The organism is Flavobacterium enshiense, assembly GCF_022836875.1.
GTDB classification, from domain to species: domain Bacteria; phylum Bacteroidota; class Bacteroidia; order Flavobacteriales; family Flavobacteriaceae; genus Flavobacterium; species Flavobacterium enshiense_A.
Window position 1 is genome coordinate 1308333 of record NZ_CP090376.1, and the last position, 21031, is coordinate 1329363.

The window sequence follows — 21031 nt, forward strand, 5'->3', positions numbered from 1 at the left end:
AAACCATTCTTGAGATTTATTTTAAGAATGGTTTGTTTTTTATGGAGTAAGGTGCCTTGTTAAAACAACTTTTCTTTCATCTTCTTCCAGCGATAAGACTTAACAAATTTTGCCTGCTCTGGCGTAACCAACATGGTTTTCTTTTCCGATTTCGCTTTCCAGAACCCTTTGATATAATCCAAAAACAAAAAAGGTTTTCCTTTGCGCATCGCCAGTTTTAAGGAAGCAATCGCTGTAATGAAAAATCCGTAGCCCAAAGTGTAGAATGCTTCGCCTTGTTTGTAACGGGAGGCTTGATTGTAATTCGCTCCAGTGGGTTTTAGGTGTTTTACTTTCAGTGATTCATCAGTAACCACTTTCCAATTGTAGAATTTGCACAATAATTCGTCTACGGTGTCCCAGCCCATAGCGGGTTTTAATCCGCCAATCTGCTCAAAACAGGCTTTTCGGTAGGCTTTAAAAGCACCGCGGATGTGATCTTTGTCTGTCAGGCTCTCTAAAATCCAATCGCCGTTTTTCTCGATGTAGGCAAATCCACCCACCATACCGATTTTTTCATCACTTTCAAAGTGGCTGATAATCGTTTCAAAATAGTTGTCGGGAAAAATCAAATCGGCATCCGCCTTAACGATGAGGTCGTAGTTTTGGTCGACAGTTTCAAATCCCTTCTGAAACGCCTGAATCACTTTGCTTCCCGGTAAATGAATCGCTTCCGAAGTTTTGTTCACTAATGAGATCCATGGGTGTTTTTCGGCGAAAGCCTGAACGATTTCCGCAGTCCGATCCGTCGAATTATCATTTACAACTACGACTTTCGAAGGCAAAACGGTTTGCTTTACCAACGATTCGAGTGTTAGCGCCATAAATTTTTCTTCGTTATGCGAAGGAATTACAATATAATATCTCATAATTGTACCAAAGGAGTTTGCAAACGTACATAAATTTTATGTTGAGTAACTTGTTTCCTTTGAATAATCAAATTTAAAGAGTGAGTACTGAGCTAATAAGTGAAATTACCTGCTATATTCGGTTTTCCATGAATTCACCGAACTGAAATTCTTTTTCGTCGTCTGCTAAAGGAGATTTTAACCGGATTGCCCATTCATCCACTGAAAGAACTTCGGCAAAACTGCCAAAAGGAAAGTTCTCGCCCTTATTGGTGACAATAATTTTTACTTTATCTCCAATATTGGGCGTATGAGAAAAACAACATTTCCGGCAACGTGAAATTTCGAATGCGGTGAATCGAGATTGCCCTTTAACGGATATTTTCGATAAAGTCCATTTTTGGAATTTCTTCCTATTGGTATCATCACATAATTTTGCTCTGAATCGTCATACATAACTACAAAAGCTGTTGACATATCTCCAATAATAAACTGTCGGATTTTATCGCCAAGGTAGATTTTCTCACCAGTAACGGAATGAAAACCTGTAGAAATTTTTTCTTTGTCAAGCATGTCTTTTTAATAAATCACCATAAAATACTCAAACATAATCGGCTTTTTTCGATGATGATTTAGCTTTAAATTAAATGGTTTCTTTCCAGAGAGATAGCCTCGTAGTTGTTTCTTTCGGTAAGTATCTGTGTGTTTTTTCGGGACTAATTTATTCTGATGCCATGCAACTGAGCATCGTTTCTGGAAATAATCCATAAATTGTCTCCATCCATAGCTATTCTGTGCGGATTCCATTTTGTCAAATCAATCGTCCTTAAAACCGCATTGCTTTCAATATCGTAAAGCGCTAAAAGGTTCTGATAAAAAACCCAAATCTTATTGTCTGTTATCTGACAAATACTTTTGTAATCATTTTCGATAGTAGCTGTTTCGGGGAATTCGAGAACCTCGTCTAAAACCACTTGTCTGAAAACTTTATTTTTATTGTTGATAATCGTCAGTTGATTTTGGTTTAAAAGGATCGTTTTATCCTTTTCGTAACGGATATCGAAGTCATAATCCTGTTGAAGAATCTTTTCAGAAATCTCTTTTTGATTATGTGTCAGTCGCTTAAAATTTCTGACACATATTTCACTGTCATCGTTAAGGGTCATTTTGTTTTTGCAACGGGTGTCCAGCGACTTTCCTTCATAATCCATTTCAAACCAGTTATCACCTTCGGCATTGGCTACAATTTTGTCCTGAAAAAAATACGGCTGAACTTCTACACCGTGAGCAATAAATTTTTTCCAGACAATTTGATTGTTAGTTAAATCATAGGCCATAATATTTCCGCCGTCCTGTAAAGCCGTACAATACATGATGTTGTCCTTAAAAAACGGATCGGTCTTTATTGGGCCTATGCTTAAGGTTTTGAGTTCATCTCCCGTTAAAGCATCCAGCATAATGCTTGCTTCAGAATTATCAAGATATCTGTTTGCTATAACTGTATTCTGATGAATTATTGGAGGCATATTCGTTTTACTGGCCAAATATTTCTTCCAGATCAAACTGCCATTTTTTTTATCAAAAGCATACAGGTTGTAATCATTAGCAACAAAATAAGCATAGTTGTCGCTTACGCTGATTGCAGAATAAAAAGTTTGCTTGCTATTTTCAGACAAATAAATTTCAGAAGTAAAAAACTCGGTTTGAGCGTTCAGATTCAAGCTCAAAAAAAATAGGGTAAAAAGTGTAATTTTATTCATGTAATGTCAGTGATTAATATTGGTCGATGAATCGTGAGTGAAAATATATGTTTCTTTACATAATTTTTTTCTGGGGGAACTTTTATATGATTATTTCAAAGTAATATATCATAATTGAGCCAAAGGAGTTTGCAAACGTACATAAATTTTAGGTTGACTAACTTGTTTCCTTTGAATAATCAATTTTAAAGAGGAAATATCTTTATTTTTGTGGGATTAGAAAATTCAGTAGTGGAAAAGAAACGATTCGCCTTTATCGAAATGGAAACCCATTCAGTCCTGCTGGAACAGTGGTATTTATTACTGAAGGAGATGAATCAGATCGAATTTGAGTTTTTTGTCCACGAAAAAGTGCTGCACAAACTCAGCAGCATCCCCAAGGAAATGATAACCGTAGTAAAATCGGTTTTGGAAATTCCTGTGCACCATTTTGATGCAGTGGTTGTAAATACCTTTCATCGCAATTTTGAACAATACAAAGCAGTTTTTGACCAAAAGCCCACATTGTGTTTGCTGCATAATCTCAACTTCAGTCTTTTTTTTAAAGGGATTTCATTGCGGAATGTTTTAAGCGAAAAAGAACGTTTGACGTATTTCCTGAAACTATACCTGAAAGAAAAAGTCGGTTCAAACCGAAAACTGATTTTGAAAGCCGGCCGATTCGGAGTCTTGTCGAAAAGTTTGCAGGATGAGGTTGCCGGAAAAAGCAGGTATGCAGACCGGACACAACTCGTTCAGATGAATTACTGTCAGTCGAGTACTTTTCAGCCATCCGACACCATCAATATTGTAATGCCAGGCAATGTTTCCAACAAACGCAAAGATGTTACGATGTTACTTTCGGTATTGCCAAAACTTCATCCGAAATCAAAACTTCATTTTACTTTTTTGGGAAAACCTGAAAACGATACTGTTTTAGGTCAGCTTGAATCCTTGCAGAAGCAATGCAATGAAAATATTGAGATTACCCATTACAATCAGTTTATTCCGTGGGAAGAATACAGTCAAACGGTTGCGAAAGCCCATCTATTGCTGTGTCCGATTAAAAGCCAAACATCGTTTTACTGGGTGGATGAGATTTACGGAAAAACTAAAGTTAGCGGCAGCGAAGGCGATTGCATATACAACGGAAAAATTGGTTTGTTTCCAACATCGTATCCAAAAATGAACTGGCACAATCTGTACTATGAAACTGCGTCGGATTTGGAAACCATTTTAAACAACCTTACTATCGAACAACTTTCATCGGAATACGAAAATTTGCAACCGTATTTGGAGCAATATACTTTTGAAAGTGTGAAAAATAATCTCGAAAACCAATTGCTACAATTGGCAAACTCATAAAAAATGCTGAAACTATTAATCAATTTGGCCTATCAATTTTGGCCGTCGTTATACAAAAAGCGTTATTACAAAACCCTGGACTCATTGTCAACCGGGAATTACAAATGCGAACCCGAGTTGTTGTATATCCAGCAAATCCTGAAACCGGATTCGGTGTTTATCGACATCGGAACCAACAAAGGGATTTATCTGTATCAGGCAGAAAAGGTGGTTACGAACGGAAGGATAATCGGTTTCGAACCCAACAAAAGTTTGGTGAATTACATCAAACCATTGTTTCCGAAAGCAGAGATTTATCCGTTTGCTGTTTCGTCAAAATCAGGAACAGCGGTTTTGAACATTCCAAAAAAAGGGAATGGACTGCAGGATACTCGAGCCTCGTTGGAAGCAATGGGGGAGGACGTGGAGAAAGTCGAAATTCAAATGGTGACTTTGGATGGATTTGCAAAAGAGAAAAGCCTTTCGAAAATAGATGTAGTGAAAATAGATGTGGAAGGTCACGAATTTGATTCGGTAAAAGGTTGCGAAAACATCCTGAAAACCATCAAACCAATTTTCATCATAGAAATTGAATTGCGCCACGCCCATTATCCCATTCACGAAATTTTTGAATACATAAAAGGTTTTGGTTACGAAGTATTTTACTTCGACAGAAAAAACCTGAAAACCGTTCCGTTTGATTACAACCAGATGGCCGATTTTCAAAAAGACGAATACCTGAACGATTTTAACCGATATATCAATAACTTTATTTTTATTCCGAATTGAGTTTGAGTGATAAGTGACAAGGGACAAGGGAAAAGAGAAAAGGGAAAAGAGAAAAGAGATAATTTTAAAGTTGTTTGTGATTCCTGTTTGATAATTTGGAATTTGAGCTTCGTAATTCGTAATTGAAAAAAATGAGTGTTGTCGCGCGTCAAAGTTTAAAATACAGTATCGTAGGCTATTTCAGTACGTTGATAGGTATCCTGTCGACGGTTTTCTTATATCCGCATGATTTGGATTTTGCCGGGAAAATACAATACATTTTACCCACCGCTTTGCTTGCTTTACCATTGGTGACATTTGGGATCATGCACGCAAATGTTCGCTTTTACCCTAGAATGGAGCAGTCGCAAAACCAACACAATCTTTTGAAGTATTCCATTTGGTTTATTATTAGAAATTTTGTGATTGTCACCGTTTTGTTTTGGGGGCTTTCTTATTTTATCGAACAAATCAGGCAAACCCAGTTTTACGCCTTTGGAGAATACATTTTTCCGGTGATGTTGTGTTTGGCTTTGATTCAGCTGTTTTCGCGCTTTATTTCGATTAGAAAACGAATTGTTGTTCCCAATATTTTCGAAAACGTTTTTCCGAAATTAGGTTTGATTTTTGCTTTCGGCGCTTATTTCTTTTTGAAAGTGGAGGCCGCCACAGCGATTTGGATCGTGGTGTTGTTTTTTGTGTTCGCACTTATAGGAATGTTCTTTTACGTGCAGCGTTTGGACCGATTCACAGGAAAGACATCGTTTGCCTTCCTAAAAGAAAATAATTTCCAGAAAGAACTGATGCAATATTCGTTCTACACCTTCTTTGGAAGCTTAGGTTCGATCGTTGCGCTTAATATTGATGCTTTCATGATAGGCGAGTTTATAGACGATTTCTCCCAATTAGCCATTTACAATACTTCGGCCAATTTAGTGCGCATGATTACTGTTCCGGCATTGGGTGTGTACACGATTTCGGCACCCATCATTGCAAAGTACATCGAAGAAAACAATATGTCTGATTTGAAAGACCTGCACCATAAAACCTCTTTGTATCTGTTTACCATGGGGGCGGTTTTGTTCGGATTGGTCGCTTCAGGTATTGAAGATTTGTTCGGGTTAATGAAAAACGGCAGCGAATTGGCACAAGGGCTTCCGGTCGTCTACATTCTGGGCTTCGCGCTCTTGTTTGATTTAGCCACCGGATTTAATGGTTACATTATCACAAATTCTAAATATTATAAATTCAATAATACAACCACAATTGCTTTGGCTTTACTGACAGTAGTAAACAACCTTATTTTCCTTCTGATTTTCAAAATGGGAATTATCGGGGTAGCCATTGCGACCACTATTTCATTAACTGTCTACAATCTGATTAAAATAGGTTTCAATTATAAAAAGTTTGGTGTGCATCCTTTTAGCAGTAAGTATCTTTATGTTTTGGGACTTTTGACTGTTGTTCTTGCCGTTGGGAAATTCTTGCCGGATTTTGACAATAAATTTATCACCCTGTGTTATAAACCAGCCGTTGCTTTTGTGATTTTTGCTTTGGGTAATCAAATCTTCAAAATCATTCCGTTGAAAGAGGTCATGCCGAAATCGCTTTTTGGGAAGAAATAACTTGGTGATGGGGCTTTCAAAGCCGCATTTAATAGCAGGAAACTAGCGCTTCACAATTTTTTTAGTGACAAATTCATTAAAAAAGTAATCCCTGTAAATATTTCCGATGGGAATTTCGTTTTTGCCAATGTATACCGTATTGTTATCCACAGATTCTATTTGCTTTGTATTAATAATGTAAGACTTGCTTACTCTTACAAATATAGCCTTGGGCAGCTGATCCTGGATGGTTTTAATATTCATGGCTGTAATCACTTTTTGATTTTCGGTGTGTATCACTACATAATCCTTTAGGCCTTAAAAAGCAATCATAAACAAAAGCCTGTACAACCTCAGTTTGGCAGAAGTTAGAAATTGAATTGCCCAATTTTCATTAATAAACTGTTCGGGTAAATCTCTTTTCATAGCCGTGAATCTATATCAAACAAAAGGAAAGCATAAAACAGGGGCAAAATTCAAATTTTATACAAAAGCATGTTCTTTTTATATGAAAAAAAAGATAAAAAATTTCTGAATATTTCCGAGTTTTGCAGCCTGTATTTTTAGTAGTTGTAAATTCCCTTTTGATATAAAAACAATCCGTTTAGTATAATTCAGATTAATGCTATTCAGGGAAAGTATAGTTTATCTGAAAATGTGATTTTTTAATTTAAATTTTTTAAAATGAAAAACAAAATCGAGGGTTGCTTACTGTTCTTTTTTGCATTTGTATTTAGTGCATATGCACAGGAAACAAACGAAAAGTATACTCTTAGCGGAACAGTAGCCAACAAATCAAATAACGAAACGCTGATTGGTGTAAACATTACTATTCCCGAAGCAAATATTTCGGTTGCGACCAATTCCTACGGTTTCTACTCTATAACGTTGCCAAAAGGAGAATATACGCTTGTGATCAGTTATGTGGGATTTGACAGTGTGGAAGAAAAAATTTCTTTAGTACAAAACACAAAAAGAAATTTCGTGATGAATGAAAGCAGCAAATCGCTCGATGAGGTTGTAATCCAATCCAATAAGACCAAGGTGAACATCCGAAAACCTGAAATGAGTACCAACAAACTTTCTATTGCAACCATTAAAAAAATGCCTGCTGTGATGGGAGAAGTCGATGTTTTAAAATCGGTCTTACAACTGCCCGGCGTTACTAACGCGCAGGAAGGAGCTACGGGCTTTAATGTTCGAGGAGGTTCCGTTGATGGGAATCTGGTATTGCTGGATGAAGCTACGGTTTACAATACCTCGCATTTGTTTGGTTTTTTCTCCGTTTTTAATTCAGATGTAATTAAAGACCTGAAATTATACAAAGGAGGAATACCTGCAAATTATGGAGGAAGAGTTTCCTCTGTACTTGACATTTATCAAAAGGAAGGAAATAATAAAGAATTTCATATGAACGGTGGTATAGGTGCAATATCAAGCCGTTTATTAGCCGAAGGTCCGATTTTCAAAGAAAAAAGCTCGTTTGTGGTGGCCGGGAGAGCTTCTTATGCCCATCTTTTTCTGAAAATGGCCAACGAGTCTAATTCGGCTTATTTCTACGATATCAATGCAAAGCTGAATTATAAGTTCAACGATAAGAATAATGTTTTTGTTTCCGGATATTTTGGCAACGATAATTTTAATATTAACGATGATATTATAAATACTTATGGGAATTCGCTCTTCAACGTAAGATGGAATCATGTGTTTTCGGGTAAAATATTTTCTAACGCTTCGGTAATCTACAGTGATTATACTTATGGGTTAAAGCTGAAAATTGTTGGGATCAATTGGGAATCGGATATTAAAAATTACAGTTTCAAATACGATTTCAAACATTATGTATCCGACAAGTTGTCTTTAAATTATGGGATAAATTCGATTTACTACAAATTCAATCCCGGAACTATCGGCGCTTTTAATGAATCGGCTACTATTATTCCAGACCAGATTCCAAAGAAATACGGATTTGAAAACGCGATATACATCAGTGCCGAACAAAAGCTGTCCAACAAACTGTCAGTGAATTATGGGCTCCGATACAGCAATTTTCAAAGAATGGGCGAACAGGAAATAAACACTTATGCCAATAATCAGCCCGTTGTGTTCAATTCGGAATTGGGGATTTACGAAAGCGCAACACCAACAGGAACCATAAAATATGGTAAAAACGAGAAAATTATTGGGTTTGATCATCTCGAACCACGTCTGGCGGTGGCTTACTCGTTGAACAACAATCAATCCTTTAAGGCGAGTTATAACCGCATGAGCCAATACATCCACCTAATTTCTAATACAGCTTCGGTTTCTCCGCTTGATATTTGGGCCCCGAGTGATCAATATTTAAAGCCAGAAATTTTAGATCAGGTGGCATTGGGGTATTTTCAGAACATAAAAGAAGGAGCCTATTCGTTGGAAGTTGAAACCTTTTATAAAAAGATAAAAAATAAAGCCGATTATATCGATGGAGCCCAATTAATCGCAAACGATGCCATTGAGGAAGTATTGTTGAATGGTGAAGCGCGTTCCTACGGATTGGAAATGATGTTCAGGAAAAATACTGGAAAGCTTAACGGCTGGGTTTCCTACACGCTTTCCAAAGCCGAGCAGAGGACGCCGGGAAGAACACCGGATGAGACTGGAATTAATGGAGGAGAATGGTACCGTGCGAATTATGATAAACTCCACAATTTGTCTGTTACGACTTCTTATGAATTAACCGATAAATGGAGTTTCGGCGGGATTTTTACTTTTCAGACCGGTAAGGCGGCAACGTTTCCTAACGGAAAATACCAGTATTATGGGGTAACTGTTGCAAGTTATGGTTTAAGGAACGAGAACTCGTTGTCGGCTTATCACCATCTTGATGTATCGGCAACATACAAACCGAAACCCGAAAAGAAAAAAGGGTGGCAAAGTGAATGGGTTTTCAGTATTTATAATATCTATAACAGAAGTAATGCCGCAGCATATTCTTTCGGACAAAATACGGAAACCGGTATAAGTGAAGCCAAAAGGACATCTATATTCGGAATTGTTCCGAGTGTAACCTACAATTTTAAATTCTAAAAACAGCATTAAAAAAATAGAAGTAATGAAAATATTCAGCAGAATTTTAGTCCTTGCGCTCGGTCTGTTTTTGACAGCCTGTACAGAAGTGATTGATGTAGATTTAGATACGGCTTCACCGAAATTGGTAATTGATGCCTCTATTGATTGGATTAAAAACACGCCGGGAAACGAACAGAAAATTAAATTGTCTACAACAACAGGATATTATAGTTCTGAATTTCCTACGGTTTCCGGGGCAACGGTTTTTATAACCAATTCAGCCAATACGGTTTTTAATTTTTTTGAAACAGGTGGTGTTGGTGAATACATTTGTACCGATTTTGTGCCTGTTATAGGTGAAACTTATCTGTTAACGGTTGTTTTAAACGGTGAAACTTACACGGCAACAGAAACCTTAATTGAGGTGCCGGTAATTGAAAGCACAATTACCCAAAATGATGCGGGAGGTTTTGGAGGAGATCAAACGGAAATCCGCTTTTCATATCAGGATAATGGCGCTCAGGAGAATTATTATATGACCGGTATAAAAACGGTTCATGTGGCTTTCCCGGAATATTCCCTTGAATCCGATGAATTTTATCAGGGTAACCAAATAGTAGAATTTTATTTTAATGAAGACCTTGAGCAAGGTGATTTGGTAAACATAAAACTGTATGGTGTTTCGAAACGGTTTTATGAGTATTTCAATAAAATCTTATTAGCAACAGGAAATGATGGTAATCCGTTTCAAGCCACTCCAACTGCGGTTAAAGGTAATATTGTCAATCAAACCAATGTTAAAAACTATGCTTTAGGATTTTTCCGACTGTCTGAGGTTGATAGCAGGGATTATACGATACAATAATTTATAATTTCGTTCGATGCTTTTATCTTCGTGAAGTTACGGTTTAATAGCTTCACAACTGAGACCATCGGGGTCAAGACTTTATCTAAAAAAATATGGGGCTTCCAAACTGTAACTTCCGAAGCCCCACATATAAGTCAATGCAATGTTGTGTGCAGTAGCTTATCCACCATGAAGATCAAGTGATGGCCATTTCTTTTGGTTTTTCAGATAATCGTCAAAAAATAAAGCTGTCTGATGGCTAATTTCTTCCCTAAACTCAGTCACCCTCATCTGCCCAAAGTCAGGAGGTTTTGCGGAGTTATGCTGCCATTAATCTATTTTACTCCATCCAGGTAATTCTAGGGCTTGTTTCAACCATGAACGTATCAGTTTCTCATCGAACTCTGTGTCGTCATGAATATCAATTCTACGAGCCTTGTATTCTATCGCTCTGTTCCATGGTCCCGCCATTTTTGCCACCGGAGGTTCGGGGTGCAGAAGTGTTCCGGCTATAAATCCAATCCCTACGCTGTCCTTGAACGACCAAAGAGCAATCATCCAACCTTTATCTGGCAGTCCGTAAAAAGGCACACCAAGCGGTTGGGAAGGTTTATGCCATTTTGTAGTAGATCTAATTTCGGGTATTACTTCTCTTATGAGTTTGTCAATACGTGACACGATTGAACTATGCTCGGGTTTTACTCCATCAATCCAAGCTTGTACATTTTGTTCTCCTATTTGAGTTTTCATTTTCATGTATTAATTATCAAAATGATGGCTAATTTAAAACTTTATGCGCTCTTGCTCTTGAAAATTTGGCCAATTAATGCAATAGTTGCATAAATACAAATTGGCATAACAATGAAAAACATTGGCAAGGCAAATCCCAAAGCATTATCTTGCGTAAACTGCAAAATGAAAGTAAAAAGCATAGCAAATAGCAATAGGGTGTAAACAATAGGAATTAATACTTTTGTATTATTCCTTTTTGCAAAATAAAACAGCCCCAGAAAAGCGGGTATCAACATAGGTAAATCCGCTATAATAGTTACCATTTCCCAAACTCTGTCTTCTGCAGGAGAGAGGATGGTAACGCGTACACGTCCATAGATGGAAAAGATGGAATAAGCCAGGGTCAGCAGACTGCTTATGAGAATAATTAACCGTTGATTTTTTATTAGAAATTTATTCATGAGCATATAAATTAAATGTTAGTAACTGTTGTTTTGTTCATATAATCCCAAACTCGTGTTAGTGGGCGGGTACGTATTCCTTCAGCAATCGCTGTACTCAATTGCAAATCCTTGCTGTCGGGGATTAATCTATTTTTTGCTTTTCTTTATTTCTTTAATATTATATTCCTGAATCAATGGCGGATTCTCAGGTGTTAGCGTAAAACTTATTTCTATATCAATATTTTCCCCTTCCAAAATGAATGATCCTCTCAGATTGTTTTCAGGAATAAGTTCTCCCGTTTTAATTATTTTACCGGCTTTATTAAACAGGGTAGTTGCTTCTTTTCTTAAAGAATCTGGGAAATAATCCATAAAAAAGTTCTCCGCAAAAATATGCTTTGCCTCTGGATTCTTCCATTCAGGCAATAAACTGATTAATTCATTTTTTCTCTGATTTAATATAGCCGATACGGGTAATTGATGTGGTTTCAGTTTTGCAAGGGATATAACTGTGTCTAAAACTTTTAAGTTTATCAGATTCATATTGGCATAAGTAAGATTGCTGAAAGAGATAATCCCTATTCCGTAGTCAGGCATTATTTTCCAATTGCTTCCAAAACCCGGCAATCCGCCACTATGTCCGACATATACGTTGTTGTTGCAATATTTTCTCCAGCCCAAACCATAACAATAGGCTCCTACCGTAGGGCATATACGATCATAAGGATAAGTGTTTTGAGGATCAAAAGAACCCATGTTTGAAGGAAACTGCATTTCACGGATAGAGCTTCTTTTTATGGGGCCATTGTCTGTATCATTTCGCGGAGGCCAGGCAGAAAGATGCAATGCAGTATATTTGCCGAAATCTTCAATGGAAGTAATCATACCGCCCATAGCTCCATAAGTGCCATCATGCAACATGGGTTGTTCTACCCATTGGTCATTGAGCCAACGGTATCCATGCGCGAGTTCATTTGGAGGTACTTTGCTGTACTCAAAATAAGTATGCATCATACCGAGAGGTTCCAAAATGTTTTTAGTGATATAGGTTTGATAAGACAATCCGGAAACCTTTTTAATGATATAGCCCAGCATGGCATAACCCATATTGCTGTATTCATATTTTAATCCCGGGTCATTTGAAAAAGAAATTCCTTTTTTAATCATAGCAATAAATTCTTCATCTGTTTTAGCCATTTGGCGGTCTCCCCAAGGATTGTCTTCCGGAAACCCCGCCGCGTGAGTCAGTAAATGACGAATAGTTATGGGGGAGGCATCTGTAGTCAGATACTTTTGCGCTGCCATTTCGGGAATATATAGGGATATCGGATCATCGAGCTTAAGTTTGCCTTCATCCCTAAGTTTTACAATTGCCATAGCTGTAAAACTCTTTGTCATTGAAGCAATCCTGAATTCTGATTTACTATTTGCTGTATTTTTTTGTGAAGTGTTTAAATAACCGAAATTCCCGGTATGGATTAACTTTCCGTTTACTACCAGTCCGTACACCAATCCGGGAAAATGATTTTGTTTGGCATAGTCGCTAAACATTTTGTCAATAACAGGGTAGGTGGCTTCAATTTTTTTAACTGTGTCATCCTTAATCTGCGCATGGATTCCGTTGCCAATGCAGCTATGAAGAAGTAATACTGTCATTACAATCTTTAAAAATGTATGGTTCATTTTTTTTTAGATTAAGGGTTTAAATAAACTATGCTTAAAGTTCCGCCTGTTATAAGAAGGAAAGGGCTTCAGTTTGTTTTACTTCTATATCAAATATACAAAAAAGGCTTACAGTCCCGATAGCTATCAGGATACTTGAAAACCTGCTCCGCAAAGTTTCCCGAATTTGAATAGCCGGGAAGTCGTTTGGGATTCAGAATTACCATTGTGTCACTTTGTAATAATTAACAGCAGTCTTGAAAAATACGGTCATGAACAATTACAAATGTCATGAATAATACAAGCAGGATTGATAGTAAATTAATAATTGTGAGCATTATGTAATATTTTCTCTGAAAAGCAATGGACTTGATAATAATTTTTTTCTCGTAAAACTTAGAGGCGATTGGAATCAGCGTTACTAATGATAACACAATAATCCCCGGATAAAGGCCTGTAATTGTAATGCCAATAACGCTAAGTGCAGCTATTGTAATGATTAGTATCATGGATACAGAGGTGGCAAGTCTAAAAATTTTCATTAATCGTTCCGTGTTTTTATGATGAAAAGAGAAATATATTGCAATACCAATAAGACAGAGAACTGTAACCGAAATAGTTGTAATAATTGATATGATAGTAATAAATCTAAATGTTTCCACTTTTATTTTTATTTGAATTTATTGCTTTTTCCATTCAGTTTTCGATATCTCTGTTTATTCTTTATCCGTTAGTCTCGGGTCAAAGTTTACCATCCATTCAATACCGTATTTGTCTCTAAACATGCCAAAATAGGAACCCCAGGGGCTGTCTTCAATTGGGAATTCAATTTGTCCGCCTGCTGAAAGTCCATTAAATAATTTGTCTGCTTCCTCTTTACTTTCTGCGCTGATTGAAATTTTACTTCTGTTTTCGTTTTCGTTTACCCGCCCCATACTTTGCGGGACATCATTTGCCATTAACATATTGCTTTTGCCTATAGGCAGAGCAATGTGCATTATTTTATTTGCTTCACTTTCAGCCCACGTATTGTCTGGGTCGCTTGGTAAATCTTTGAAACGGACAATCGTGGCGAATTCGCCACCAAAAACGGATTTGTAAAAATTAAATGCTTCTTCGGCGTTTCCGTTGAAGTTAATATGAGGATTAATTTGTGCCATTTTATAGTGTTTATAAGTTTTAAAATTTAATGCTAGTTCTTTTTTATTGTATGTTGGTAAAATCGTTGCTAACAGTAATATGTTAGATTATTAATTTAACATTTATGCCTTGCCGTAAAGTATTGTGAATTTCTGCAATCTTGTCAACTTTCTCAATTAGCTCACAAATTTGGGCGTCCGAATGTTCTTTTGCATGAACTTGGACTTTATAAGTAATATTTTTTGCTGCCTCGCCTTCGCCTCCGAATTCTCCTGAAACAATAATTTCTAAGGAATCAATTTTTATATTTTTCTTTGTTGCCTCTCTATATAAATCATTGCAAAAGCAAGTAGCCAGAGATAAGAAAAGTAATTCACCTCCATTAATTGACGAACCATAACCTTCAATTTTTGGAGCAATCGAAATACTTTTTTTATTGTTTTCAGTTTCAACGTTCACTTCGTGGATTTGAAGAGAACTTTTTATTGAGGCAGAAATTTTCATAAGCTATTTTAGGCGATTGTGGTACATTACTGCTGGCTATGAAATTATGTATGCAAAAAAAATAAGGACTTTAACCACATGTAGTGTGAGGTTAAATTCCAATTCAAACAGTTATTTATTTATAATAACCCTTGTTGGAATTGGTCCTGAAACATCATTTTTATTCCAGGCATTTCTCACACCTTCCTGTACTGTAAAAAATGCATCCCAGTAGTCGTCAGATGCTGCATAAGGACGAATTGCAAATGTAATCATCCCATCACCCACTTTAATTACATTTACTGATGGAGCAGGCTCCTTTAAAACAAATCTGTTTGCTTCAATTGCCTGCATAGCAATACTGCGCGCTTTTTCAATATCACTGTCCGGAGCTACCGCCATTGTAATATCCACACGCAGATTCCCGTGTCGGGTATAATTAACTATTGTATTATTTGATACGCCGCCGTTAGCAAGTATTACTGTTTTGTTTTCAGGCGTAAGTAAAATAGTGTTGAAAATCTGGATTTCCTGAACACGTCCTGTTTGACCGCCGGATTCAATTACATCTCCGACTTTAAAAGGTTTAAAAACCAATATTAAAACGCCGCCTGCAAAATTGGCCAATGATCCCTGCAAAGCCAAACCTACAGCTAAACCTAAGGCACCAATCACAGCAACAAAAGAAGTGGTTTGAATGCCTAACATGCCGGCAACGGAAATAAGCAACAGTATTTTCAACCCAACACTAACTACGCTTCCCAGAAAAGATTGTAAGGATACATCAAGTCCACGTTTAATTAGTCCTTTAGAAAGCAGTCGTGACACCATGTTGATTAAATAAAGCCCTATGATAAAGACTAATAAAGCACCGATAAGTTTTGGACCGAAGGTTGTGAGCCAATCCATGAATTTTGACGAGTAATTATCCAGATTATCCATATTGTGTTATTTATTGCGGTTTATTTAATGTGTTTTGTAAACAAATTATGAAATATGTATATGCAAAAAAACTTTGACCTCGCGCAATCCCTGTGCGAGCTTATTAATTCTTTTGAAAATAGGGCTTTAAATATAGATGGGGACTTTTGTCAGTTTTTTATGTAACTAACTCACTATCAAATATAAGAATAAAGTTAGATATGTACAATCACTAAATCTGTGGTTTTTAAAAAGTAATCGAAAGTAGGAGGTGGCTTCGATCCGATAGTACGGATTTACTGCTTCCTTTCGTTACCTGCTTGTGTTTATTCCGAAAAACGGGTAAAGGTTTTTCCATCGTAACGGCATAAACCGGTGTCCCTTGAACCTATCCAAAGATTTCCGGCTTTATCTTCCAAAATTGACCAAATATCGTTATTGATCAGTCCGTCTTTTGTTGTAAAACAAGTGAATGACTTTCCGTCGTAACGGCAAATGCCACGGTCACCGCCTCCAAACCAAAGATTACCCTTTTTGTCTTCTATAATTCGGGTAATCGGACCGGTAGATACGCCTTCATTTTTTGTAAATGATTTGCCATCATAGCTGAAGGCCCCGTTCCAATTGCTGAACCAAATATTTCCTTTTTTGTCTTGCAAAACAGGCCAGGCCCAACCGGAATCTTTTTGTTTGTTAAGTTTAAGGTTGGTTAAAGATTTTCCGTCGTAACGAAACACACCATCGTTAACCCGCCCGCCAAACCAAATGTTGCCTGCTTTGTCTTCTAAAATGTATTCTACGTTATTGTTGCTGCTCATAAAACCACCTCCGCCATTACCAACTATAAAAGATGTAAAGGTTTTGCCATCGTAACTATAAACACCATCAATTGTTGCGAACCATAGTTTTCCGCTTTTGTCCTGCATTATGCTGAATACATCATGCGTGTTGGGATACTTGTTTGGGGGAAGGTCTTTCCGTAAAGTGATTTGGATTTCAGCAAATGCCTTACCATCGTAAATACAAACTCCGGCTTCCGTACCTATCCAGATTTTACCATTTTTATCTTCCAGAATACAGTAAACATGATTACTGTTAAGTCCATTTGTTGCTGTAAATTGGCTAAACGATTTTCCGTCATATTTATAAACGCCTTCGCCTGATGTGCCGAACCAAAGGTTGCCTGCTTTGTCCTGCAGGCTGCAACAAACGTTGTTGCTTTTATGTGAGCCTTGGGTTTTTATAAGTTTTGGTTGTCCGTCGGATAGTATTTTTGAATCACTTGGCTTTTCTGTTGGTATGTCTTTTTTAACTTGTCCGTTGCAGGAAATGCCAATAATTAATATTATCAGATAGGTAAAAGCGTTGGTTTTCGGGAAACATTTTTTCATTATTCAGAATATTTGTTTTTCAATTCAATGCTGTCGCCTAAAATTGTTGATACTACCAAGGTCCTTTCTGTTTAACCTGATAAAAACGGTAGCCGTCAAAGCGATAGAGTCCGGCTCCGGCACCCCACCACATATTTCCAAACTTGTCCTGGTACATACTTTGGACACAACAATTGATCCCGTCTTTTTCTGTAAACACGGTAAATGCTTTTGAATCTGAAATGGCGACAGAAGGGTCGAATCTCGTCATACTGCCTCTGGCTGAAATCCAAATGATACCCGATTTTTCCATGTGTATACCCCAAACTTCACTTCCGCCTAATCCGTCTTTGGTTGTGAACTCAGTAAAGGTTTTTCCGCCCGGCCTGAGCGAAGCCGAAGGGTCATACCGGCAAATACCACCCTTCATGGTAAACCAATAGTTCCCTGCTTTATCTTGTGCCATGCCACCTGCATAGTTATCACCCAACCCTTCTTTCTCGGTAATATTTTTGATCACTTTTCCTCCTGTCCTGAGCGAAGCCGAAGGATCATACCGAAAAATCCCATTGTCTTGTGAAGCAAACCAAATGTTTCCGGTTTTGTCCTCCATTATGTCTTTAACATTTACAGGAGGAAGTAAATGAAACAGCGAAAAGCATTTGCCGCCTGTGCTGTCGGCAGCCGGGTCATATCGAAAAACACCACCCACAGTGCCTACCCAAACAGTACCGGCTTTGTCTACCAGAATACTTTTGCGGCCGACCCTGATATTGCTCAGCCCATCCTTCTCTGTATAACTTCTAAAAGTTTTTCCATCATATTTAATAGCTCCATAGTCTGTTCCAAACCATATATTACCATTCTTGTCTTCAGTAATAGCGTGTACACTATTGCCATAATCATTCTCTACATTATTGCTGTTACCATGAAAAAACTCAAGTTTGCTGTAGTATCTTAAAGTTTTTTCATCATATCTGGCTACGCTTTGACCAGCCGGACCGAACCAGTAATTCCCTTTTGAATCCTGAAAAATAGCTCTGATATACTGGCTTACAAGAGTAGGATCCCAAACGGGATGAGAATTGAGAACTTTAGGTGGCGGCGTTCCTATTATTTCAGGGCCTGGTTGAGGTACATCAGTCGCCTGCTTCGGAGAGTTTTTGTCTACTTGACCATAGCAGGGATTTATAAATAACCCCACTAAAAGCAAAATGTAAATTGGATTGCGAAAATAATATTTTGTCATTTTTATCAGTTTTAGGTGCTAAAAAAAAAATGTTCGTAAAAAGCTATAAAGTTTCAGGTTTATAGATTGTATAGGCATGACGCAGAACCCGAGTTATGTTTTCAGCTTTCTTGTCTTTCGATCATTGTTTTTGTCAATCTTCATTATTTTGAATATGTCAAAACCACACCGCCCGTCAAAAGTTGCTGTGTTGACACGAGAGATAAATTCTTAGTAGCAATTCCTTGTCTGAAAAGTGGCCGTCCGCTACCTAAAATAACCGGAGAAATTCCTATACGATACTCATCAAAAAGATTATCATTGATCAATGTCTCCGAAAGGTTTGCACTGCCGAAAACATACATATCTCTACCATCTTGTTCTTTAAGTTTCCTGATTTCGGCAGCCGCATTTTCACTTATAAGTGTTGTGTTGTTCCAATCGGCAGATTTCAATGTCTTAGAGAATACAAGTTTTGGTATTCTATTCATTAGTTCAGCAATTTCTCCTTCTGCCTTTGTCCAATATTCCGCCATACCTTCATAAGTTACACGTCCAAATACGAGGTAGTCAGCGGCATTCAATTGTTCAATGCTTAATTTCTCAAGTTCTTCTCCCCAAATAACATTATGAAAAGATAAATCCCAATTTTGGTTTCCTTCGAAATACCCGTCAAGGGTCATTATGTTCCACATTATAAGTTTTCTCATTTTCTTTCTGCATTAAGTTGTCCTTAGTCTTTTGTCAGCTGCTGTTAACGATCCGTCAGTTTTTTGAAGGCAAAGACTTTTGCGGCTGATGTTATAAATTTACTGAATTTTTGAAAGAAAAAGGTGAAAAAGAAGGCTTGTACAAAACCTTCTTTTTTGTAGTCATTAAAAAATCACCTACTATTAAATGGATGATAACTATAAAAATCTAAATCACTAAAGCTATAACGTTGTTGTCTAGGTGTGTTTAGTGCTACAGTGGTTTAAAAAAAGCATACCTGCTTATTAACAAACTCAATTTTGCATTTGCAACAAAAATCAATTATTTTGTGAAATTGCAAAAGTGGGAAGTAAAAAAAATTTGTGATAAGTTCAAAATAGTAAATTAGCCACAGCTATTAATTTAAATTGTAACATTTTATGAAAAAAACTTTACTATTTACTTCTTTTATTGCATTGTCTGTATTGGTTTCACAAAAAACGATGGGACAAAACCTTCAAACAATCCCAATTCAAAGTGGTTTTAATGCCGATGTGATTGCCAATGGTGTCGGATCATCTTCAGCGTCCACGAATAGTGATGTTGATGGAGTGAGTTTTGCCTTTATTTCCAGAGACTTTCAATTAACCGCAGCAAGCACCCCGTTAACGTATGGACTTCCAACAAACGGACTTATTACTAGTGCTGTAAGTTCTCCGGGCGGGTTACGCTACCAACTCGCTTCGTATAGTGGAGACAACGCTTTGCGACTCCAAAATACGGGTGACTCTGGAACCTTAATCTTTACCAATCCTTTAGCGGCAGTCAATTTATATATGTTGGCTACGGGAGGAAGTGGTGCCTGTACGGTAAATGTAACTGTTAACTTTGCGGATGCTACAAATCAAACATTTACAAATACCAGTATTGCAGATTGGTATGGTGGAAGTAATTATGCAATACAAGGCATCGGAAGAGTTAATATTACTAATGATGTTTTAGAAGCCGGAGGTGGGACCAATCCTAGACTTTATCAAATTCCGTTAGCCATAAGTAGTGCCAATCAATCAAAACCTATACAAAGTATCACTGTTACAAAATCAGGGACTGGAGGAATTCCTAATATCTTTGCTTTTTCAGCTGATGCATATACCAGTTGTCCAGGGCCTACTAACATAACTTATACATCAACTAATGATGGAGGAATTTTTAACTGGACTGCGCCATCCAGTGCGCCATCATCCGGTTATCAATATTACTACAATAGTTCCCCAACACCACCAACGGCTGCGACTGTACCAATGGGTAATATTGCTGCTGGGGTAACCAATCTTACCCTTACAGGATTAAACCTGGGAGCAACATATTACCTTTGGGTTAGATCTAATTGTGGGGGCGAACCTGGTTTCTGGCAAATGAAAATGTTTACAACCGGGCAAATTATCACTACTTATACAGGAGCGGATATTAATACTGAATTTGCGTCCCCGGCGCCTACCACAGCAAGTTCAAATTCATGTCCGGCGACATTAACAATAAATGTTCCGGCAGGTTATCAAATTGCATCAACCGATGTTTCTTATAGTATGACGGCAGCAAGTGGTGGCTATATGAGTGAGCAAAGAAGTCTTTTATTGTGTACTACTAGCAGTACATCTGAAGCAGCATTGGCATCGGGAGTTGGTAACAGTGGAACCTATTCGTATAACAGAACTGGATTAAATATTGCCAATGGTCTAACGGGTAATGTTAGCTTCGAACTTAGAGCGTGGAGAACCTGGGGAGGGACTGGTTGCGGTACTAATTACAACAAAGTAGATAACAATTCCTGGAAAATAACTGTTACTCTTGTGGCAACTACTTTATCTGCAACTGAGGTAACAAACCAACAGGAGATAAGAGTTTATCCAACGCCTTTTACAGATATGATTCGTATTGATAGAGCAGTTGAAGTAGAAACCATCGTTCTTTCAGATCTTGCCGGGAAGAAGGTAAAAACAATCGTACAGCCACAATATGCTGTTTATTTAGGGGATTTAACAGCTGGTGTTTACTTTCTAAACATGACCATGAAAGACGGTAGTGTGAAAGTCGCTAAAGCGATAAAGAAATAAATTTCTAA

Annotated in this window: 19 protein-coding genes; 6 read left to right on the forward strand and 13 right to left on the reverse strand. The window is 37.4% G+C overall.

Annotated features, from left to right (window positions below):
- Positions 1-59 precede the first annotated feature (59 nt).
- The 3 genes from LZF87_RS05835 to LZF87_RS05845 form a co-directional block, all read right to left on the reverse strand.
- Positions 60-908 (reverse strand): glycosyltransferase, encoded by an 849-nt coding sequence (locus LZF87_RS05835; protein ID WP_244342871.1) that lies wholly within the window; start codon positions 906-908, stop codon positions 60-62.
- Positions 909-1172: 264 nt separating this feature from the next.
- Positions 1173-1460, reverse strand: coding sequence for a hypothetical protein (locus tag LZF87_RS05840; protein WP_244342873.1), 288 nt, complete (start codon positions 1458-1460; stop codon positions 1173-1175).
- Between the two features lie 143 nt (positions 1461-1603).
- Positions 1604-2647: a PQQ-binding-like beta-propeller repeat protein gene (locus tag LZF87_RS05845; protein WP_244342875.1), complete on the reverse strand. Its 1044-nt coding sequence runs from the start codon at positions 2645-2647 to the stop codon at positions 1604-1606.
- A 210-nt stretch (positions 2648-2857) separates the two neighbouring features.
- Here LZF87_RS05845 and LZF87_RS05850 point away from each other — a divergent pair, with 210 nt between their 5' ends.
- From LZF87_RS05850 to LZF87_RS05860, 3 genes are all read left to right on the forward strand, one after another.
- The gene (locus tag LZF87_RS05850) at positions 2858-3991 is read left to right on the forward strand and encodes a hypothetical protein (protein WP_244342876.1); all 1134 of its coding nucleotides are present in this window, start codon (positions 2858-2860) and stop codon (positions 3989-3991) included.
- A gap of 3 nt (positions 3992-3994) precedes the next feature.
- Positions 3995-4759 (forward strand): FkbM family methyltransferase, encoded by a 765-nt coding sequence (locus LZF87_RS05855; protein WP_244342878.1) that lies wholly within the window; start codon positions 3995-3997, stop codon positions 4757-4759.
- 131 nt (positions 4760-4890) lie between these two features.
- A complete protein-coding gene (locus LZF87_RS05860; protein WP_244342880.1) occupies positions 4891-6363 on the forward strand; it encodes a lipopolysaccharide biosynthesis protein in 1473 nt (490 codons plus the stop codon).
- A gap of 42 nt (positions 6364-6405) precedes the next feature.
- Here LZF87_RS05860 and LZF87_RS14775 read toward each other — a convergent pair whose 3' ends face one another.
- The gene (locus LZF87_RS14775) at positions 6406-6642 is read right to left on the reverse strand and encodes a LytTR family transcriptional regulator DNA-binding domain-containing protein (protein ID WP_413614298.1); all 237 of its coding nucleotides are present in this window, start codon (positions 6640-6642) and stop codon (positions 6406-6408) included.
- Between the two features lie 384 nt (positions 6643-7026).
- Between LZF87_RS14775 and LZF87_RS05865 the strand changes: the two genes are divergently transcribed.
- Both LZF87_RS05865 and LZF87_RS05870 read left to right on the forward strand, forming a co-directional pair.
- A complete protein-coding gene (locus tag LZF87_RS05865) occupies positions 7027-9411 on the forward strand; it encodes a TonB-dependent receptor (RefSeq protein WP_244342882.1) in 2385 nt (794 codons plus the stop codon).
- 25 nt (positions 9412-9436) lie between these two features.
- Positions 9437-10258, forward strand: coding sequence for a DUF4249 domain-containing protein (locus LZF87_RS05870; RefSeq protein ID WP_244342885.1), 822 nt, complete (start codon positions 9437-9439; stop codon positions 10256-10258).
- A 312-nt stretch (positions 10259-10570) separates the two neighbouring features.
- Here the strand turns inward: LZF87_RS05870 and LZF87_RS05875 are convergent, their stop codons facing one another.
- From LZF87_RS05875 to LZF87_RS05915, 9 genes are all read right to left on the reverse strand, one after another.
- Positions 10571-10918, reverse strand: a complete 348-nt coding sequence (locus tag LZF87_RS05875) for a DUF1801 domain-containing protein (protein ID WP_244342898.1) — start codon at positions 10916-10918, stop codon at positions 10571-10573.
- 113 nt (positions 10919-11031) lie between these two features.
- Positions 11032-11433, reverse strand: a complete 402-nt coding sequence (locus LZF87_RS05880) for a hypothetical protein (protein ID WP_244342905.1) — start codon at positions 11431-11433, stop codon at positions 11032-11034.
- Between the two features lie 129 nt (positions 11434-11562).
- Positions 11563-13098 carry a serine hydrolase domain-containing protein gene (locus LZF87_RS05885; protein ID WP_244342922.1) on the reverse strand — a complete coding sequence of 512 codons (1536 nt, stop codon included), beginning with the start codon at positions 13096-13098 and terminating at the stop codon, positions 11563-11565.
- A 695-nt stretch (positions 13099-13793) separates the two neighbouring features.
- Entirely contained in the window at positions 13794-14237 is a 444-nt protein-coding gene (locus tag LZF87_RS05890; protein ID WP_244342923.1) for a VOC family protein, read from the reverse strand.
- Positions 14238-14319: 82 nt separating this feature from the next.
- A complete protein-coding gene (locus LZF87_RS05895; RefSeq protein ID WP_244342924.1) occupies positions 14320-14721 on the reverse strand; it encodes an OsmC family protein in 402 nt (133 codons plus the stop codon).
- A gap of 111 nt (positions 14722-14832) precedes the next feature.
- Positions 14833-15642, reverse strand: coding sequence for a mechanosensitive ion channel family protein (locus LZF87_RS05900; protein WP_244342925.1), 810 nt, complete (start codon positions 15640-15642; stop codon positions 14833-14835).
- 305 nt (positions 15643-15947) lie between these two features.
- The gene (locus LZF87_RS05905) at positions 15948-17012 is read right to left on the reverse strand and encodes a ligand-binding sensor domain-containing protein (RefSeq protein ID WP_244342926.1); all 1065 of its coding nucleotides are present in this window, start codon (positions 17010-17012) and stop codon (positions 15948-15950) included.
- Between the two features lie 52 nt (positions 17013-17064).
- Entirely contained in the window at positions 17065-18240 is a 1176-nt protein-coding gene (locus LZF87_RS05910) for a ligand-binding sensor domain-containing protein (RefSeq protein ID WP_244342927.1), read from the reverse strand.
- Positions 18241-18383: 143 nt separating this feature from the next.
- Positions 18384-18914: a dihydrofolate reductase family protein gene (locus LZF87_RS05915; RefSeq protein ID WP_244342928.1), complete on the reverse strand. Its 531-nt coding sequence runs from the start codon at positions 18912-18914 to the stop codon at positions 18384-18386.
- A 435-nt stretch (positions 18915-19349) separates the two neighbouring features.
- Between LZF87_RS05915 and LZF87_RS05920 the strand changes: the two genes are divergently transcribed.
- Positions 19350-21023 (forward strand): T9SS type A sorting domain-containing protein, encoded by a 1674-nt coding sequence (locus tag LZF87_RS05920; protein WP_244342930.1) that lies wholly within the window; start codon positions 19350-19352, stop codon positions 21021-21023.
- The last annotated feature ends 8 nt before the right edge of the window (positions 21024-21031 follow it).

Coding starts and splice junctions, on each gene's coding strand:
- LZF87_RS05835 (WP_244342871.1), bottom strand. CDS start 908: ATGAGATATTATATTGTAATTCCTTCGCATAACGAAGAAAAATTTATG.
- LZF87_RS05840 (WP_244342873.1), bottom strand. CDS start 1,460: ATGCTTGACAAAGAAAAAATTTCTACAGGTTTTCATTCCGTTACTGGT.
- LZF87_RS05845 (WP_244342875.1), bottom strand. CDS start 2,647: ATGAATAAAATTACACTTTTTACCCTATTTTTTTTGAGCTTGAATCTG.
- LZF87_RS05855 (WP_244342878.1), top strand. CDS start 3,995: ATGCTGAAACTATTAATCAATTTGGCCTATCAATTTTGGCCGTCGTTA.
- LZF87_RS05860 (WP_244342880.1), top strand. CDS start 4,891: ATGAGTGTTGTCGCGCGTCAAAGTTTAAAATACAGTATCGTAGGCTAT.
- LZF87_RS05865 (WP_244342882.1), top strand. CDS start 7,027: ATGAAAAACAAAATCGAGGGTTGCTTACTGTTCTTTTTTGCATTTGTA.
- LZF87_RS05870 (WP_244342885.1), top strand. CDS start 9,437: ATGAAAATATTCAGCAGAATTTTAGTCCTTGCGCTCGGTCTGTTTTTG.
- LZF87_RS05880 (WP_244342905.1), bottom strand. CDS start 11,433: ATGAATAAATTTCTAATAAAAAATCAACGGTTAATTATTCTCATAAGC.
- LZF87_RS05885 (WP_244342922.1), bottom strand. CDS start 13,098: ATGAACCATACATTTTTAAAGATTGTAATGACAGTATTACTTCTTCAT.
- LZF87_RS05890 (WP_244342923.1), bottom strand. CDS start 14,237: ATGGCACAAATTAATCCTCATATTAACTTCAACGGAAACGCCGAAGAA.
- LZF87_RS05895 (WP_244342924.1), bottom strand. CDS start 14,721: ATGAAAATTTCTGCCTCAATAAAAAGTTCTCTTCAAATCCACGAAGTG.
- LZF87_RS05900 (WP_244342925.1), bottom strand. CDS start 15,642: ATGGATAATCTGGATAATTACTCGTCAAAATTCATGGATTGGCTCACA.
- LZF87_RS05905 (WP_244342926.1), bottom strand. CDS start 17,012: ATGAAAAAATGTTTCCCGAAAACCAACGCTTTTACCTATCTGATAATA.
- LZF87_RS05910 (WP_244342927.1), bottom strand. CDS start 18,240: ATGACAAAATATTATTTTCGCAATCCAATTTACATTTTGCTTTTAGTG.
- LZF87_RS05915 (WP_244342928.1), bottom strand. CDS start 18,914: ATGTGGAACATAATGACCCTTGACGGGTATTTCGAAGGAAACCAAAAT.
- LZF87_RS05920 (WP_244342930.1), top strand. CDS start 19,350: ATGAAAAAAACTTTACTATTTACTTCTTTTATTGCATTGTCTGTATTG.